At 50.9% G+C, this 19,278-nt stretch carries 13 protein-coding genes and 1 riboswitch; of the genes, 10 read left to right on the forward strand and 3 right to left on the reverse strand.

Annotated features, from left to right (window positions below):
• The 9 genes from RIN56_16485 to RIN56_16525 all read left to right on the forward strand — a co-directional run.
• On the forward strand, positions 1 to 195 hold a 195-nt coding region (locus tag RIN56_16485; GenBank protein ID MDR7868398.1), incomplete at its 5' end, for a hypothetical protein.
• A gap of 47 nt (positions 196 to 242) precedes the next feature.
• Positions 243 to 806, forward strand: a complete 564-nt coding sequence (locus tag RIN56_16490) for a hypothetical protein (protein ID MDR7868399.1) — start codon at positions 243 to 245, stop codon at positions 804 to 806.
• 298 nt (positions 807 to 1,104) lie between these two features.
• Positions 1,105 to 4,806, forward strand: a complete 3,702-nt coding sequence (locus RIN56_16495; GenBank protein MDR7868400.1) for an AAA family ATPase — start codon at positions 1,105 to 1,107, stop codon at positions 4,804 to 4,806.
• A gap of 51 nt (positions 4,807 to 4,857) precedes the next feature.
• Positions 4,858 to 7,422 (forward strand): DEAD/DEAH box helicase, encoded by a 2,565-nt coding sequence (locus tag RIN56_16500; GenBank protein MDR7868401.1) that lies wholly within the window; start codon positions 4,858 to 4,860, stop codon positions 7,420 to 7,422.
• Positions 7,423 to 7,546: 124 nt separating this feature from the next.
• The gene (locus tag RIN56_16505) at positions 7,547 to 10,027 is read left to right on the forward strand and encodes a DEAD/DEAH box helicase (protein ID MDR7868402.1); all 2,481 of its coding nucleotides are present in this window, start codon (positions 7,547 to 7,549) and stop codon (positions 10,025 to 10,027) included.
• Positions 10,028 to 10,161: 134 nt separating this feature from the next.
• Positions 10,162 to 12,975 carry an AAA domain-containing protein gene (locus RIN56_16510; GenBank protein ID MDR7868403.1) on the forward strand — a complete coding sequence of 938 codons (2,814 nt, stop codon included), beginning with the start codon at positions 10,162 to 10,164 and terminating at the stop codon, positions 12,973 to 12,975.
• Between the two features lie 397 nt (positions 12,976 to 13,372).
• Complete coding sequence (locus tag RIN56_16515) at positions 13,373 to 13,909, forward strand: helix-turn-helix domain-containing protein (GenBank protein MDR7868404.1); 537 nt, start codon at positions 13,373 to 13,375, stop codon at positions 13,907 to 13,909.
• Between the two features lie 289 nt (positions 13,910 to 14,198).
• Complete coding sequence (locus tag RIN56_16520; GenBank protein ID MDR7868405.1) at positions 14,199 to 15,368, forward strand: AAA family ATPase; 1,170 nt, start codon at positions 14,199 to 14,201, stop codon at positions 15,366 to 15,368.
• Positions 15,365 to 15,991, forward strand: a complete 627-nt coding sequence (locus tag RIN56_16525) for a DUF4276 family protein (GenBank protein ID MDR7868406.1) — start codon at positions 15,365 to 15,367, stop codon at positions 15,989 to 15,991. Before RIN56_16520 ends, RIN56_16525 begins: the two co-directional genes overlap by 4 nt.
• 343 nt (positions 15,992 to 16,334) lie before the next feature.
• Here RIN56_16525 and RIN56_16530 read toward each other — a convergent pair whose 3' ends face one another.
• From RIN56_16530 to RIN56_16540, 3 genes are read right to left on the reverse strand one after another with little or no spacing between them, the layout of a single operon-like run.
• Entirely contained in the window at positions 16,335 to 17,009 is a 675-nt protein-coding gene (locus RIN56_16530; protein ID MDR7868407.1) for a uracil-DNA glycosylase, read from the reverse strand.
• Positions 17,010 to 17,034: 25 nt separating this feature from the next.
• Positions 17,035 to 17,229, reverse strand: coding sequence for a uracil-DNA glycosylase family protein (locus RIN56_16535; GenBank protein ID MDR7868408.1), 195 nt, complete (start codon positions 17,227 to 17,229; stop codon positions 17,035 to 17,037).
• Position 17,230: 1 nt separating this feature from the next.
• The gene (locus tag RIN56_16540; protein MDR7868409.1) at positions 17,231 to 17,521 is read right to left on the reverse strand and encodes a uracil-DNA glycosylase family protein; all 291 of its coding nucleotides are present in this window, start codon (positions 17,519 to 17,521) and stop codon (positions 17,231 to 17,233) included.
• Positions 17,522 to 17,751: 230 nt separating this feature from the next.
• On the opposite strand from RIN56_16540, the gene serS reads away from it, so the two are divergent.
• Positions 17,752 to 19,023, forward strand: coding sequence for a serine--tRNA ligase (gene serS / locus RIN56_16545; GenBank protein ID MDR7868410.1), 1,272 nt, complete (start codon positions 17,752 to 17,754; stop codon positions 19,021 to 19,023).
• Between the two features lie 41 nt (positions 19,024 to 19,064).
• Positions 19,065 to 19,250: riboswitch (cobalamin riboswitch) on the forward strand.
• The last annotated feature ends 28 nt before the right edge of the window (positions 19,251 to 19,278 follow it).

The following is a 19,278-nucleotide window of genomic DNA, read 5'->3' on the forward strand; positions in this document are numbered from 1 at the left end:
AGACAGGGAAAAGTGTATCACAGATCATTTTCGACCGCCGCAAATATGCAATTTTATATCGCCACTTTCCTACATTTTATCGTCGGCGCTGACAGGGATAACACTCAACAAGAACTCGAAGATAAGCATGTACTTTTTATGACGGATGACCGAGACCATTACATTGATAAGCTTTTTGCGAGGCTCGGATTTTGATGTGCTATGAACGTGTTGGCGTTAAGAAGGATTGGGGATGATACCTCATGCTTACTGGCATACCGGTCTGGATGGTTATAAAAGGGGATGACTTGGCAGCAGGGTATCCAAATACCCAACAAGAGTCTTGGCTACGTATTGTATTTGGTAATGATCCCATGATAGTTAATCTATCTAAGCCAGGTAATTATTCCGGAAGCATGGTGGCTACGTTTGAGTATGAAATCGCCCTGCATAAGCCTAAATATGCATTGATCCACTGCGGAACCACTGATGCCGTCCTAGGAGTTCCGAATGAAGAATTTGCTTTCAATGTTGACGCGCTGGTTGCCATGGCTAACAGGCAAGGCACTGAGGCGATTATTTGTATTCCTCCTCTAGTAAAGAATATAAACATTGAGGAACGTTTAAAAGGATATCGTGATATTTTACGTTCTTGTGATGACGTTATCTTGTGTGATTTTTATGAGATAATTGACGACGATGATAATCTTAGCATTTTAGAATTTGGGGACGAACTTTATTTTGATGGGGTTTACATGAACGCGGAGGGGCATAGGCGACTTGCTAAGATCTTTAATGAACATTACGCCCCCCTCTTTTTTGAATAAATTTTCTTAAAAGAGGCCTAGATATTTGTCGTATCGCTCGTCTAAAAAACTTCGAGCGACACTAAAAGTACTTTTAGACTGACATACTGCTGTCAGTCTATTCTTGTATATTGGTAGAAGATACCAGCCATTCTGCATTTGAAACATCGTCTCACCAAATAATGGTAGATTAGAAGGTTATTATACGGCATTTGTGTAATTGATGAATATTGGCGGAACAGTGATAAATGTGGTTCAGTTTATTTACACCGTCTGCGAGGTGTGTAGGAATTGGACTGCCGATATTCGGGGGGAATGAATGATGAAAGATTTCCGTTTGCCTTTGCGTCATATGTCTATCCGGGTGCCGTGGCATGATGCCGGCTGGGATGGAAGGGTCTGCCACGATCCGTCAATGAATACGGCATGTCTTATCCTGGATCGTATTCGTGAGTCCCGCGACGACGAGGCGGAACAGGCGATTTGCGGGAAGACGGTGGAAAAGCTCAACCAGAGCCAGTGGCCGGCGTGTATTGCTGAGCGAGGCACCTTCATGGCTCCCTTCGAAGTTACGCGGTTGGTGGAACACCCTTATGCTAACAGCAGCGACCATCATCGGCATTTAAAACCCACGCCCTTTCGGAACCCCGCTTACTCGGCAATGAGCGTCCCTTTCCGGTGGCTAATGAAGGAGGCAGCCTGGGAAAAAGCGGAGGAGCTGTGTATGAATGTAGATCCGGAACGTGAACCGGATCTTCCCTTCGAAACCCCTTGGGTGCAGGATCATAAGAACCAATCAGTAATTCTCGACACATTTTTCGGTGCTTTGGCCCCAGAAAAGTCGCTTTGTTTTTTTTACGCCAAGCAGGTGCCGTTCGCAGAAGACGCCCGCCGGGTCCTTATCGGTGTCGGACGCGTGCTGAACATAGGCAGCGCCGTCGAGTATGACCACCGCATCCCTCGGGCGGGAAAGCACATCATCTGGGAAAGAGCCATTCAGCACTCAATTCGAAAGACCCAAGCCGATGGCTTTTTGCTGCCTTATCATGAGTTGATGGCTTTGCAGAACCAAGGAGTGACATTTGAGCTTGAAGACTACGTAGCATACGTGCCTGATCATCGGAGGGCGCAGTTCTCCTATGCGGCGGAGCACGTAACCCCTGACGGGGCGATTGATTCGCTGTTGTCCATCAGCGCTGCTCTGCGAAAGGCCGGAGCCGTGCTGCCGGAAAGCTGGAAGCAGCAACTCGACTGGATAGATAAACGACTGGCCGAAATATGGAAGCTGCGCGGTCCGTTCCCTGGCCTTGGGCCGGCGCTTTGCTCCTTCGGCCTGGAACACGGTAATTTGGCCGCGTACGAGATTGCCGGACGGGTTAAGGAGAATGAAGATCCCTGGCCGTTGGTCGAAAGGGCGATGAAGAACCCATCGTTTTTGTCTCAGCCAATTGCAGAGCAGTTTAGCACAACCATTCGTAAGAAATGGGCCCACCTGCCTGACGAGCGGTGCGCTCTAATAAAGCTTCTGAGCCGGTTCGAAATGAGTGTGGACCAGGCCGTTCGGTTCTATGTCCCGGAGGAAAGAAGCAAAAACGGACTGAACTTTGCCGATTCGGAAATCATTGTGAACCCCTATATTCTCTACGAACAAGACCGGATATCGCCAGATCCGATTGATATCACGATAATTGACCGGGGAATGTTCCCCCCGGAAATAGTTAGAGCCCATCACCCGCTGCCCGAGCCGTCCAAGCTAGAGGACGGCAGCGATGCCAGGCGAGTTAGGGCACTGGCCACTAGAGTGCTGGATTCCGCAGCAAATCAGGGGCACACGCTTCTGCCGCAAACGCAAATCATCCAGGAGATCAGGGAAATGCCGCTTTCCCCGGCCTGTCCCGTTGACAAGGACCTGTTGCGGGTGGTGGACGACTGGTTTTACCCTATCATACTCGAAACAAAAATGAAAAGCGGTGAAACGGCATATCAGCTAGGACACCTGCAGGTGCTCGGCAAGACAATCGGCGATTCCGTGGCAAACAGAAGCAAAGGTAAACGCCTACAAGTCCAGGCGGACTGGCTTCAGCTGTTAGAGCAGGATCTCGCGGCAAAGAATATCGGGTCGGCGCAGGACGAAGAAGAAAAGCGGGCGAGGGAAGAAAAGGCAGCCGCCCTAAAGGAGATAGCAGCCTCAAGAGTTTCTGTACTCATTGGTCCTGCCGGCACTGGAAAAACCACGGTGCTATCCGTTCTGGCAAACGAACCGGCAATCAAGGCATCCGGCGTATTAATGCTGGCACCCACGGGAAAAGCCCGCGTCAGGCTTGCGCAGTCGACCGGGCAACCCGCACTCACTCTGGCGCAGTTTCTTCTCACCCACGGGCGTTATGACGAAAAAACCGGACGCTACCATAAATCGAGCCGTGCCAAATATGAAGGGGCAAAAACAGTCATCGTCGACGAAGCATCGATGTTGACCGAGGAGCAATTGGGTGCTCTGCTAGACGCTCTTAAAGGCGTAGAGAGACTGGTTCTTACGGGCGATCCTCGCCAGCTACCCCCAATAGGCCCCGGCAGGCCATTCGTAGATATAATCGAGGCGCTGCGGCCAAAGGATGTTTACGCGTCTTTCCCGCATATCGGGCATTGTTATGCCGAACTTACCGTGCGCCGTCGCCAAGCGGGGGAAACCAGCGAGGACATTCAGATGGCCGACTGGTTCGGTGGGGGAAGGGTCGGTCCCGGCGACGACGAGATTTTTGATCAAATAATCCGCGGAGTAGAACTTGAACGGATAAAGTTCGTGGAATGGGCTAACGCAAGCGAGTTCCGGGACAAGCTCCTGGACGTTTTGGTCGCTGAATTAAAATTGGCCGGCATCGAAGACAGCGCGACGTTCGACATGAAGCTTGGCGGGACGTTATATAAAGATAAAATTTATTTCAACATGGGTTCTGGAGCCTCTGCGGAAGCGTGGCAGATCCTGACGCCGGTGCGTGGCCAGCCGTACGGGACAACCCAGATAAACAAGCTGGTGCAAAAGACTTTTCGGCGCAATATTGTTGAATTCGCCAGGAGCAACCTCTGCAAGGTGCCGAAGCCTATGGGGCCAGAGGAGATAGTCTATGGCGACAAGGTAATAAACGTCGTCAACCACTCGCGGTCAAGCGTGTTTCCGGCGGAAGACGCGCTTGGCTATATTGCCAACGGAGAAATCGGCGTTGTAGTCGGCCAGTTCAAAAAAGCGGATGCTAAGTATGACGGCGCTCCCCGGTATCTCAACGTCGAGTTTTCATCGCAGAAGAAACATACATATTCGTTTACAAAGCGTGATTTCGGTGAAGAAGCGTCGCCGAAACTGGAGTTGGCCTATAGCCTGACGATTCACAAGGCGCAAGGCAGCGAGTTTGGACTTACCATATTGGTTGTCCCAAATCCATGCCGGCTTCTTTCCCGGGAACTTCTTTACACTGCGCTCACGAGGCAGAAAGACAGGATCGTCGTTTTGCATCAGGGCCCGCGCAGCGAACTGAGGAAGTACTCGTCCGCGTACTATTCGGAAACGGCCGCCCGCTTGACGAATCTGTTCATCCAGCCGGATATTGTCCAGGTAAACGACAAGTTTCTCGAAGATGGCCTAATTCACCGTACGGTGAAGGGTGAGGCGGTGAGATCGAAGTCAGAAGTGATAATCACCAGTCTGCTGGCTGCGCACGGCATCGATTATTCGTATGAGAAGCCGTTTGCCGGCGATGACGGAAGCGTGAGATTTCCCGACTTCACTATTGAAAATGAAGAAACCGGCGATCTTTTCCTGTGGGAACATTGCGGCATGATGAGTGACAGTCAGTATAAAAAACGCTGGGAAAAAAAGCGTGACTGGTATAAGTCGCAAGGAGTGCTGCCGTATGAGCAAGGCGGAGGATCTAGAGGCGCACTTATCGTCACGGAGGATAACGCAGCGGGGGGGATTGACGCTGACGCCATCGACTCCCTGATCCGCAAACTGTTCAAAGGCGAGTGATATTCGGCGTACTTTAGTTACTCCTGTAATCGTTGTTCGAGGGTGGTATTCATGGCTGATAAATTTCAGGACTTGCTAGAGAGTTTGGGGTGCCAACTATTACTTAAAGAAGAGTTTCCCGCTCGGCCGGCTTCTTACCGCAACGTGCCCGAGGCCTTAGATGATCGCGTGAAGGCTTTTGTAAGAAAACAATTTCCGTCAAGCCTGTACAGTCATCAGGTAGAAGCCATCGAAGCGGTGCTGGCCGGACAGCATGTGGGGATTACAACCTCTACAGCGTCCGGGAAATCGGCTGCATTTGTGCTGCCTATTCTAGATACCTTGATGCAAACGAAAAACACCAGGGCCCTCTACATATCCCCGGTCAAAGCCCTGGGTAACGACCAGCGGCGAAAATTCGAGCAGTGGAAGCTATCAGCGGTTGTAGCGAGATACGACGGTGACGTTAGTCCAGCGGAACGCGAAGAAGCTATCAAACGGAAGCGGCTGCTTATCGCCACGCCCGATGTCCTTCACGCCACATTGCTTCGCCGCAACAAGGAACAATACTACAATGGTTTCTTTGGCGGACTCACCCATATCGTGCTCGACGAATGCCACATCTACTCCGGAGCCTTCGGCAGCCATGTCGCCATGGTTATTCGCCGACTTCGGCAAATATGCCGCAACCATGGCTCAAAACCGTGCTTTTTCCTAGCAAGCGCCACGGTTGGCAATGCCGCCGCGCATTTCGAAGACCTGACCGGGCTCGCAGGAATTAAGGTAATCGACGATGAACGAAACGGCAGTCCTGTACATGAAAAGACTTTTTGGTTTGTAAAACGTCCTGAAGGGAAGTTAAACAGTATTTTTATCAACGAGCTCCTCGGGAGGCTCTTAGAACTAGATCAGAAATTTATCGTGTTCTGCGATACTAGGCGTGAGGTAGAGAGTATCATAAGTGAATCTTGGAGCCGGGACCCGAAAACGCAGGACAAGGTTATGCCATACCGGGCCGGCTACGAGGCTGGGGATAGGGCAATTATTGAAAAGGCTCTTTCTACGGGCGACCTGAAGGGAGTCATTTCGACCTCAGCGTTAGAGATGGGCATAGACATTCCCGACCTGGATATCTGCGTCATGGTGGGCATGCCAAGTAGTAAGACGTCCATGGTACAAAGAATGGGACGCGCCGGGAGAAGCAGACCGGGAACTATTCTGCTGGTCGCCGGTGATGGCCCTAATGACAATTATTTTTGCCGCTATCCTGATAAGGTTCTGTCGCGTCCGTTAGAAGATCTCACAATAAATACCGGGAATCGGGTTATCATGCTCAGTCACTTTGCCTGTGCTCGCGCCGAAGCGACTTCTTTCCAATCGCCACGATTGGACACCGATATATTCAATCAGGACTTTCTGCAGTTAGCAAGCCAGGTTAACGAGTTTGAATGCACTGAAGATATTCTCTATGACCAATATCCCCACTATCAGGTTTCGATTCGCGCCATTGACGACCCGTCCTTTGAAATAAAGGAAGATATGAACCATGGAAGCGACAATCCGTCGATCGGCACCATCAACTACTCGCAAATCTTGCGAGAAGCCTATCCCCGCGCAATTTATGGGCATAGAGGCCGAAAATACCGCGTCGAAAGGGTATCACACGCGGCAAAAGAAGTTTTGGTTAGACCCCAAACTTTTACGAAGGTTCAAACCATACCCCGTAAAGAGCTACTTGTGAGGGAAAGAGCAACTAGGTACGAGATTTCCCGCCTTTGGCCCGGGATGTCGGTGCACTACGGGAGCCTGGGCATTGTCGAAAAGGTGTCCGGATATGTGGAAAAAGGAGTGCGCGGTAAGCAGGAAGTGACTTATGAGCAGCCGCTTATGCGCTATTTCCCCACTTCTGGACTCGTGATCCACCTGGACGGTTTGGCTAATATTAGTCATGGTGCGGTGATGGGCGTCTGTGCCGCGTTGGAGGTGTGTTATCCCATATTTGCCCGATGTGCCCACGAAGATATCGGAGTTTATGGTTGGAGCAAAGAGGGCAATTCAGCTAAGATTTATCTTTACGATAATGTGGCCGGTGGCCTGGGGATTACCCGGCAGGCGGCTGATAACTTCCGCGAACTAATCGCTATGGTTCATGACCATGTGGCAGATTGTAGCTGTCAGTCTTCCGAGGAGAGTCCGCATGGGTGCATTTATTGTGTTCTCGGTAATCCCTGGCTCAATTATCCAAAGCAGAACACGCGTCATGATTCGATCCGTTTGCTAAACGAGCTGACGGTAACGACAGCGAAAGACGAACTGTTACACGCTAAACCTCCTGAAGTAAGTGTCTCGAAAGCCAAGAACGGAAAGACGTTCGGGCTTAAAATGATTGCTGCCGGTTCCAGCGTTTATACGGCTTCTCGTGCGGAAGGCGAAGTGGTGGACAGTAAACCAATTCAAAACAAGATGTTCTGCGACAGGCAGTATACAGTAAGAATAGGCGATCAGGTGAAGCAGCTGCTAGGGCAATCGCTAGCCCTAATTCACGGAAGATTGGAACTCTGGTGCATAAACTGTGGGGCGGAGTATATAGGGCTCACGGAAAAGCAATGCCCGCAGTGCGGGGTACAGTTGTTGTAAGGAGAGGATATTCTTGGCTGAATCGCTTTTATCTCGGAGCGGGTTTTTCGTTACGCATCGGCATGAAGTACCAGCTAGGCAGGCGCGATTTGGAACATGCCCCGCGGTCCTCGACGAAAGGATAGTGGAATATCTTTGCCGTCAGTTTGACGGTAAAGTTTTCCTGCATCAGGCAACGGCGATAACGAAAGCTCTCGGCGGGGAAAATGTCGTCATCAGTACCGGCACCGCGTCCGGCAAGACCCTGTGTTTTGCCTTGCCGGTCTTTCACTTCTTGATGCAAGATCCGAACGCAAAAGCCATGTTTTTCTACCCAACCAAGGCTTTGGCCGGTGATCAGCTGCAATCACTTTCGGATGTGGCGAAGGCACTGGGGCTTGGAAAAATAGTATACAGATTCGACGGTGACGTTCAGGATGCGGAGCGGCGGGAAGCTCTGAGAAAAGGCAGGGTTTTTATATGTACCCCTGATGTTCTACATGCGACGATTCTTCGCAGAAACGAAGATGCGGAATATCACGCGCTGCTTGCAAATCTTGCTCTGATTGTTCTCGATGAGTGCCATGTTTACTCGGGAGCCTTCGGTAGCAACATGGCTTTTGTCATCCGCCGCTTGCGCCAGGTATGCAAAAGAAAAGGCTGCGATCCCCGTTTCCTTGCCGCCAGCGCCACGTCGCGAGATCCCGGAAAACACCTTGAAATGCTTGTTGGGAAGCCGTTCTTGGTGATTGATGAGTCTTTGAATGGTAGCCCACATTCCGGCCGGCAGTACTTAATGGTAAAAACGCAAAGTGAAGATGACGACGATTCAATTTACCAGTTTTTCTCTGAACTTGTTAATGGTGGAAAGCGTTTTATAGCATTTTGTCATTCGCGTAGGATGGCCGAGCTCTTCTATCATAGGCTTGTTGAGCGTTTCCCCCAGCTTAAACAGAAAGTCATGCCATACCGGTCGGGATATGAGCCGGGTGACAGACGTTTAATCGAAGAGGCGTTACGAGAGGGAGCACTAACGGGCGTAATTTCGACTTCAGCCTTGGAGCTTGGTATTGATTTACCTGGGTTGGAATATTGTCTCCATCTTGGTCTCCCATCGACCGCCATGAGTTTTTGGCAGCGTTCCGGACGGGTCGGGCGCCAACAAGGAGTCCAAGGAAAAGTAGTTATCGTACCGTCTGGAAACGCCATCGACGATTACTACCACAACCACCCGGAAAGGTTGTATGATCGGCCGTTAGAAGAACTAGTTCTCCACCTCGATAACCGATTTCTTTTACTATCGCATTTCGCATGCGCGCGTATAGAAAGTGGTGACTTCGAAAACCCCAATCTTGATAGCGATATTTTTGGACACGACTTCGTAAATCTCTGCGATAAAATTGATGAGATGGATGTCGTTGATGATGTTCTCATATCTCCGGAACCGCACCGTATTCTTAATATCCGCTGTATAGATGACCCAACATACGAAATACCATCTGGTGGGCGATTATTAGGTACGATTACGTTTTCACAACTACTACGGGAAGCTTATGAAGGTGCCGTGTATAGGCATATGGGGGAGGCATACCGTGTACAGCGAGTGCGTCATAGAGAACAAATCGTAGAAGTGAAACCGGAAACTCCGAGTGCCCAAACGTCCCCGGTTGGATTTATTCAGGTAAAGGAACGGTCTGGGCCCGGCTCAATCGTCTTTCGGCGCACACTGTGGCAGAATTTTTTAGAGATGGCACATACATCAATGGTAGCGGTGACTAATATAACAGGCTACCGAGAAAAGATCGGAGGGGGCTGGGTCGCAAAAAAATATCCGCGGCCGCTTCAGCGCCGGGTTTACTCGGAAGGAGTAATGATCAGACTTCACCCCAGCTTCGGACATGTACCCCCTGATGGATTAAATGCTCTTGCGCATGCTTTGTCGACGGTCTATGCCATCTCAAAACCCTGCGACAGTGCTGAAATTGCAACGCACTCAGTTATTCGCAAACAAGATAATTCCGCGGTGATCTACATATTTGACACAACTTCCGGGGGACTAGGTATCTCTACGGCTGTATACGATAATTTTCGTATGCTGCTTCCGATGGCGAAAGAGCTTTTAACCACTTGCGCACATTGTGACCCAGAAACGTTCGACAAGGGGTGTCCTTCATGTATACAGGTTCCCAGGTGGTACGCCGACAACGACCGTTTAAGCAAAAATGAGGCGTTGATAGTTCTGGAGCGAATAAATGAAATCATATCGACGCAAACGAGCAAGGAGGATATATCTCAGACTTACCGGTATAGGATAGACGGCGGATATACTTCAATCCAAGATCCCGCGGACGATAATGAAATTGAGGTCAAGTTCGGTAAGATGCTTTTCATGCCCGGCTGCCAGGTGAAGCTACCTAGTGGATTGACGGGACGGGTAAATGCAGTGGATAGATCAACAGGCGAATGTCGATACGAACTTGCCCTGGAAAACGGGAGAATAGTTCCCGTAAGAGATATGGGTCTAAGTCTTATTAATGGTGACGTAGAATATATCTGCCTGAACTGCGGGACGGAACTTGAAACCCGTGAGCCATTGTGCCCTAATTGCGGCTGTGATCTATTCTAAATAATTTGATGATTTAAGCTTTGCTAAGCAATAGAACGTTTTACTACCAAGGGAACCGCATTAATGGTATTTCTCCCCACAGGAGTTGGGAAGACAGGCGCCAGGAATGACTGAGCCGGCTGGAGGAGGAGGAAATGGATCCGTCGAACAACCTGGTGCTAGTACGAAATTCCAACTCGGGGAAGTATGAGGACAAGACGATACAGGTACAGAGAATCACGCGGGAGCATGGGCGTACCCGGGTTGAGTTCGCAGGCGGGAAGTCGTATACTTACCTTTCCGAGAATGTCAAGGTGTACGGTCCGCCCAAGACGATGAGCCAGGCTACCCATATCCTGTATGTTGACGACTATCCGCTGAACGACTGTGACATATTGGATTTCGGCCCGTACGTCAAGGAAGTCCGGCGGAACGGTTCCAGCAATATTTATGCAAGAGAGCGTGTAACTGTAAAAAAATCCTGTCTGGAAAATCATAAAGAAAAATCGGTCTTTGATTATTTAAAGGCTCTGGCTCCCTATGTCTCACCGGAAAACGACGAGGAATACGCGGGGCGCAATTTCCTGCTTGATCAGTACAAAAATATTACGAAGGTAGATCCGGATAGTGTTTTGGCTGCATACCTGTCCGGCGATCCGATTTCGGAAACCCGGGATGATTCGCGGATCTCGTTTCCGTTTGGCCTGAACCTGAGCCAGATGGACGCCGCAAAACAGGCTTTCGCACATTCGATGAGCATCATCGAGGGCCCGCCAGGGACAGGGAAAACCCAGACTATATTGAATGTCATTGCCAATGCCGTCTTCCGTGGAAAGTCTGTCGCCGTAGTCTCCGCAAACAATTCAGCCATATCAAATGTGCAAGAAAAGCTTCAGGCCGCGGGATATGGATTTCTGACCGCGCTTTTGGGGAATTCCGAGAATCAAAAAAGCTTTTTCGAAAGGCAGATCACGGAAGGTGACTATCAGAAGCTGAAGCAAGATCCAACTGTTGTAAATAATGCGTACAAATCGCTTGACAGGATCAGCAGGCAGCTGGAAGGACTGCTGGCCACGAAAAACGAAGTGGCGAAACTTCGGGACGAGATCGCGAGGTTACAGGCGGAGCAGGCTCATTTCAACGCAGCTTTTCAGAGTGCCGATATACCCCTGTCGCGGTTTTCCTATCACTCGCGATGGTCCAGCAGCAAAATGCTGGAGTTTATTCATTACCTGGAAAGGGTCGGCACTGAGGACCGCCAGGAGTCCATAGCAACGAAAGCATGGCTATTTCTCCGGTATGGGATTTACCGATTCCGTTTTTTGTTCGCCAATGTGAGCGATGTGGTAACGTCGATTTACAGGCTGTATTATAAAAACGGCATCGGAGCTAGACAAGTCACCATAGCCGCCAAGGAAAAAGAACTGATGGCGATGAATTACGACGCGCTGACGGCTGAACACAAAGAGCATTCCAATGTGGTTTTTCAAGCCTCGCTTCATCGGAGGTACGGAAGCGGAGCAAGGAAGATTTATTCGAAGGGATCATTCAAGCAGCAGTTCAAGGATTTTATTAGCGATTACCCGGTCATATTGAGTACGACGTACTCGATAAGAAAAAGCATTCCGCCCAACTTCCTGTTTGATTATCTGGTCATCGACGAATCGTCACAGACAGATATCGTCACCGGCGCACTCGCTATGTCGTGCTGCAGAAATATCGTCATCGTCGGTGACGGGGAACAATTGGGGCAAATTGTATCAAGCAGCCAGAAAACTGCAAATGAGACTTTGTTCTCGCAGCATGATATCCATGCATCGTACAATTATGAAAGGGAAAGCATCCTGTCGTCTGTAGCCAGGCTGTACGGCAACGGAATAAAACGAACGTTGCTGCGGGAGCATTATCGGTGCCATCCGAGAATCATCCGGTTCTGCAATGAAAAATTCTACGATAACCAGCTTGTTGTACTGACGGACGACAGCGAGGACAGTCCGCTATATCTGTTCAGAACGGCTCCCGGCAACCACGCCCGCGAGGTAAACACCAGCAGAGAGAAAGGCCACTATAATCTACGGCAAATCGAGATTATCAGGGACGAGATTCTCGGGGGCGGAAGGTATGGCGACGGGAGCGAGGTCGGCATCATATCGCCTTACCGACTGCATGCCAACGAAACCCAGAGAATAATAAGCAAGATTTACCCCGGGATAGAAGCTGACACGGTACACAAGTTTCAGGGACGAGAGAAGCAGACAATCATTTATTCCACGGTGCTGGATAAGTGCACGCCGCACAACGACAAGCGGAATCTGATAAACGTCGCTGTGTCTCGGGCGGTCAGGGAACTTATCGTCGTAACCGGAAACAATCTCATCCGGACCCACGGGACAAACCTAGGGGACCTTATCCGGTATATCCAATACAACTCGCCGGAACAGAATGTTATCGAAAGCCAAAAACTCTCGGTGTTCGACCTATTATACACCGAACACTCCGACAGGCTACGCAAGATATGGAAAATCGGCACGGTAGTATCGGAATTTCCGTCGGAGAATATTATGTACGCGGTAATCAATGAACTGCTGGATAAGGCGGAGTTTGCTTCATTCAAATGTGTCATCCATATACCGCTGAGCCGGATTGTAAAGGATTTTTCCACACTTAGTCCCGAAGAAGCGGCTTTTGCCCAGAATCCATGGAGCCATGTGGACTTTCTCCTATTTAACAAGCTCGATAAAGAACCGGTATTGGCGGTGGAGGTGGACGGGTTCTCCTGCCATCGCAACAAGGAAGACCAGCAACGTCGCGACAGGCTAAAAAACAGCATTCTGGAGAAAATAAACCTTCCGCTTTTGCGATTTCCCACTGAAGGCAGCGGCGAAATCGAGAAACTGACCCAATCTCTCACTGCCTTGAAAAAAGAGAAGATCAAAAACACTTTACAGGGCATTATCGCCGAATCATAGGCAATAAGGAGACGCACCCTAGTGCCTAATTAAGTCAGAACTTGGGGACGAAATGGGGACAAAATCTCAAAAACGTCCCCCTAAAACACCCTGCATTTGGCTACGTTTGTTTTATGAAATCCATTAAATTCATGGATTTTCAAACAATAACCAACGAGACAAAAATGCTTTTTGCGGTCTTCAAAACCGCTCATAACAAAATATGAGTAAGGATTCAGCTTTTGTGTAACTACACAAAAGCTGATTTATTTTGAGCATCGTATGTGTATCAGACAGCATTGGGAATAAATAATTGGGAATAAATAATAATGAGAACAATAATATCGAGAGGCGAAACAAAATGAGCGAGTATCAGGTCTGGTATAGAAAGTCCAGAGGGAGGCAGACAGAATGCCGGGTGGTTGAAGCGGAAACGGCAGCTAATGCCAAGGAGATTATCATGGGGGAAGATCCCAACGCATTAATAGGAGTCATCGCCCCGATAGGAATAGTAGAAATTGATCACCAAAGCAACTTTATGAACGCGATGGCAGAACTCGCGGAAGCAGCAAACAACTTCTCTTTGGCGGTCAACAAGCTGCTACAAACCTGGACAACCATGGGTGACGTGCCCAATGAGCTGAGCAAACTTTTAGAGCAATTCCGGGGCTGGTATAACGAGCAAGGAAAACCGAAGGAGCAGCTTTCAGACAAGTTGGGGGTTCAATGGGATCAGTTGCCGCTCACGCTGAACGTCAAAGAGGTTGCGGCTGTCATGCGGATAAGCACATCCCAGGTTTATCAGTTTTGCAAAGGTTCCATGTACGACTTTCCCTACTTTCAGGTCGGATCTCGCTATTTGGTTCCTCGGGATAAGCTAAAGGAGTGGATGGAGAAATCATACAAGGTCGAAAAAGATGACGAAGTCCGACCATTGCCCAAGCGTCGCCGGTGAAAGTGGTGTCAGATAGGTATGCGGCGATGTTCAGCGGATATACCAATAATGCTATAATATTGTTATAATTAGGTAAAACGTGATTTTGGGGGACGGCTATGCGCATCCATATTTGCGTGCGTGTTAGTAGCCCAAGCCTAAGAGGTGGTTTTGGGGACGGATCCCCGGGCCGGTCTTTCGAGCAGGAGTAAGAATTGTTTTAGCGAAAGGTGTTATGAGACTTAGACGGGATTATTTTGATCAATAGTTTGATTTTTCCATTGTGTGATTGGAGGAATAGCTTGTGGATATGCTGATAAAATCAATTCGCTTGCAAAATATACTTTCTTTTGGGGTAGGCCTCGAAGCAATACCCCTTCGCCCATTGAATGTTATAATAGGCGCCAACGGCTCTGGGAAATCCAACCTCATTGAGGTAATAAGCATACTACAATCAGCCCCGACAGCGTTAGCTTCTGGGATAAGAAAAGGGGGCGGGGTTCGCGATTGGTTGTGGAAAGGCGTTGACGGTACACCTAATGCTTTGATAGACATTGTTACACCATCGGCTCCTGGAGGCAGTGGCAAGGATATGCGTTACGAGCTTACGTTTACGTCCGTCAACCAACGATTTGAGTTGGTCGACGAACGTATCGAGAACGCGAAAGCCTATTCGGGCGAAGTTGAGCCTTATTTCTTCTATCATTATCGAAATAATAGGCCTATGTTGAATGTTAAAAGCGGTAATCGAGCATTGAGGCATGAAGATGTCGATCCTGAAGAATCGGTGCTTTCTCAGCGAAAAGACCCCGACCAGTACCCCGAACTTACGTGGCTTGGGAAACAGTTCAACCAAATAAGAATATACAGAGAGTGGTCATTCGGTCGTCGAGCGCAACTCCGTCAGCCTCAAGAGGCTGACGCTCCGAATGACTTTCTCGCCGAAGATTGTTCGAATTTGGGATTGGTACTAAATAGCTTACGCCGTGAACCCAAAGTTAAGAGACGTGTTGTTGAACTCTTATCCGAATTTTACGAAGGCGTCGACGACTTCGAGGTGCTCATAGAAGGAGGAACGGTTCAAGTTTTTCTTCAAGAAGGCGACTATGTCATCCCAGCTACCCGTTTATCCGATGGGACGATACGATATCTTTGCCTAATCGCTATTCTTAGCCATCCTAAACCACCGCCTCTGATTTGCATTGAAGAACCTGAACTCGGTATTCACCGAGATGTGATACCGGTTATTGCACAGCTGATGAAAGACGCCTCGAAAACTACGCAACTAATTGTGACCACACATTCTGAGGCATTAGTTGATGCGCTATCGGATACGCCCGAGTCGGTTCTGGTTTGCGAAAAACACCGAGGTTGCTCGTACTTTCAAAGGCTTGAGGAGGAGAAGCTTAAGGACTGGCTACAGAAGTACTCTCTTGGTCAGTTGTGGCAGAAAGGGGAAATCGGAGGTAATCGGTGGTGAATGGGTGTCGTCCGAGCCGTTCTGTAAAGATATATGTCGAGGGGGGCGGTGACACCAACAATTTAAAATCAGAATGTCGGCGAGCATTTTCGAAGATATTTGAAAGTGCGGGACTTGCCACAAGAATGCCGAGAATCGTCGCATGCGGGTCTCGCGGGGCAGCATATGACGATTTTTGCACGGCCTTAAGAGTTATGAGCGCAGGTGATATGGTCCTCTTACTTGTCGATAGTGAGGGCCCGGTCGACGTTTCTAATAACGGAAAGCCATGGAGCCATCTGAAAGCTCGTGACAATTGGGATCATCCACCTGGGGCAACAGAAGACCATGTACACCTTATGGTCCAGTGTATGGAAAACTGGTTCCTTGCTGACCGCCAGGCGCTATCGGATTTTTATGGCCAGCATTTTAAGAATCATTCATTACCTGCAAATCCTAATATAGAGCAGATTGAAAAGAGCCGAGTGTTGGACGGATTGGAAAAATCCACCAGGGACACCCAGAAAGGTGAATATGGTAAGGGGAAGCATTCGTTCAAAATATTAGAGAAAATTGACGTGCAAAAAATCATGGGCGCGTCGCCATGGGCGAAAAGATTTTTTGACGAATTGTTGAAGCCCTAACTCAGGGCGTTGGTTTTGGCTTGGGAGCTAGATTTTGAAAAATAAGGTAGGACGTCCCTTTGTATCCTTAAAACGGTTTCGCGGGCATGGCGACGAGTGAGAAGCCCTCGTTGTACCCGTTAGTCGAGAAAACGATGAAGAATCAACATCCTCAAAGGAGTGTTGATTCTTCATCAGAGATGACAATCCCATTGTCTATACCCAGCAGGCATCTAAAATTATAGATCCGGGTGAATTTGCAAAGCTGCGGGTCGGCTCTACCATCCGAATCCAGAAAAGACGAAAACCTGCGTGAAAAAGCGCGGGTTTTTGTTTTTGTGTTGATACTTCGTAGCGGGGGCCTCTACCAGCGGCTTCGCCTCGCCAGCCGTCGCTCATAATATAGGGCCAGCAGATCTGGCCTCTCCGGCGAGGCCAGCTCGTAATCCGGTGCCAGTTCGCGGCATTTTTCCGCCGCAGCCTTCAGGTCGTAGAAGACCTCCCATTTGCCTTTGACCAGGTCCTGGCCGGTCAGCCGCAGGAGATAGGCAGGATGATAGGTGGCGATGGCTGGTATGCTATACTTGGTGTCGAACCAATGGCCGCGGTCGCGTGTGATGCGGCTGTCCGGACCCATGAGGTATTTCAGGGCCACGCTGCCGAGGGCGATAATTACTTTGGGCTTCACGAACGCAAGCTCACCGTCCAGCCAGTTCACCGCACAGAAGCGGCCCTCCTCAACCGTCGGCGTCCGGTTGCCTTTCGGGCGGCACTTCAAAATATTCGAGACGTACACGCGGTCACGGGTCACTCCAACCGAAGCCAGCGCCTTGTCCAGCAGTTGACCTGAAGGGCCGACGAGCGGCACGCCATATTCGTCCTCAACGCCGCCCGGAGCTTCGCCGACAATGGCCAGCGGACTATCAACCGCGCCGTTGTATGAGGTTGGTCCGATGGCATCCTTGCGTAGGTGGCAGCGATTACAGGTCAGGAGAGCGGCCTCCAGTTCCTGGTGGTTAGCAAACGTAGTTTCAAACATGTATATCACCCCCTGGGGTAAATGACTAATGTACTACATTCGAAACGTACACCTTATCCCGAGTCACCCCTACGCTGGCCAGCGCTTTGTCAAGAAGCTGGCCCGCGGGACCGACGAGCGGAACCCCGTACTCGTCCTCAACTCCCCCAGGGCCTTCTCCGATAATCGCCAAGAGAACTGTCTCTAGCTCACGATGGCTGGCAAAGTCGGTCTGGTACATGCTATCTCTCCCTTGGGGCAGATGACTCACCTACCACGTTGGTGACGTAGATTTTGTCGCGGGTGACTCCCACGCTGCCGAGCGCCTTGTCCAAGAGTTGACCGGACGGGCCGACGAGCGGGACGCCGTATTCGTCCTCGACGCCGCCCGGCCCCTCGCCGACGACGGCCAGGGGCGCGTCGACGGCGCCGTTATAGGAGGTCGGGCCGATGGCGTCCCGGCGGAGGGGGCATCTGTCGCACGCCAGCAGGGCCTGTTCGAGCTCGGCGTGGCTGGAAAAGGTCGTGAACACGGCATATCACCTCGCTGGCTAGATTCGCTTTCCGGCTGGGAAAATCCTCCGTGAACGGCGCGCCGGCCGGAATGACGCCGTGCCGCGCTTGACGGGCCAGGCGGGCGAGGGTAAAATTAAGTAGTAGGCTTTTGGCGGATTTTGCCATGGAGGGCGGATTCCTCCGAGCGTGTATAATGCGGCCGCGGGCCGCATACAATAACGGGCAGACCACTAAGGAGGATCCTGACATGCTTGATAGCAAATTCGTACGCGAGAATCCGGATAAGGTTGTAGCAGCCCTGAAAAACCGTGGGCTCGACCTCAGTCTCGACGGTTTCCTGGCGCTGGAGAAACAGCGACGGGAGCTGCTGGTCGAGGTGGAGGCCCTGAAGAGTAAACGCAACACCGTCAGCCAGGAGATCAGCCGCCTGAAGAAGAGCGGCGCTCCCGCGGAGGATATGATCGCCGAGATGCGCGCCGTGGGCGACCGTATTGCTTTGCTGGATAACAAGGTCAAGGAGACGGAGAGCGGCCTCGAGGCAATCCTGATGAACATCCCGAACGTGCCGCACGAGTCGGTGCCGGTGGGGTTAGACGAGACGGCCAATCCGGAGATGCGGCGCTGGGGCGCGCCGAAGGCGTTCGATTTCGAGCCTCAGGCCCACTGGGATATCGGCGAAAAGCTCGGCATCCTCGATTTCGAGCGCGGCGGCAAGGTCACCGGCGCCCGCTTTACATTTTACCGCGGCCTGGGCGCCCGCCTGGAGCGGTCGCTGATCAATTTTATGCTTGATCTGCATACCGGCGAGCACGGCTACACCGAGTTTTTCCCGCCGTTCATCGTCAACCGCGACAGTATGATCGGCACCGGCCAGTTGCCCAAGTTCGCCGCCGATATGTTCAAGCTTGAAGGTCTGGACTACTACCTCATCCCCACCGCCGAGGTGCCGGTGACTAATCTGCACCGCCAGGAGATCCTGGACGCCAAGGAGCTGCCGCTGCGCTATACCGCGTACAGCGCGTGCTTCCGGGCTGAGGCGGGGGCGGCCGGGCGCGATACCCGCGGCCTCATCCGCCAGCACCAGTTCAACAAGGTGGAGCTGGTGAAGTTCAGCCTGCCGGAGGATTCGTACGCCGAGCTCGAGGCGCTGACGGCCAACGCCGAAAAGGTGCTGCAGCTGCTCGGCCTGCCTTACCGCGTGGTGCTGCTGTGCACCGGCGACATGGGCTTTTCGTCGGCGAAGACGTACGATCTCGAGGTGTGGCTGCCGAGTTTCAACCGTTACCGGGAGATTTCCTCGTGCTCGAATTTTGAGGATTTCCAGGCCCGCCGCGCCGATATCAAATTCCGCCGCGACGCCAAAGCTAAGCCGGAGTTCGTCCATACCCTGAACGGATCGGGAGTGGCCATCGGCCGCACGGTGGCGGCGATCCTGGAAAATTACCAGCAGGCGGACGGCTCGGTCGTCGTCCCCGAGGCGCTGCGGCCGTATATGGGTGTCGATGTGATAAAGGCTTGACAGTGACGCCGGCATAAAATACAATTTAAGGGAATAAAACAACCGCATATAACGGGAAAGGTGCCTTACGGCTTAATAGGGAAGCTTGGTGCAATGCCAACACGGTCCCGCCGCTGTAATGGGGAGCCAGCCTGCACGATTTGCCACTGGGACGGTCGATGTCCTGGGAAGGCGCAGGCGAGCGATGATCCTGAGTCAGAAGAACTGCCTTTCCGACAATCACCGCTTTAACCCACGAGCGATGGGGAGGGGATT

It is taken from the genome of Sporomusaceae bacterium (assembly GCA_031460455.1).
Classification (GTDB): Bacteria; Bacillota; Negativicutes; order Sporomusales; family UBA7701; genus Anaeroselena.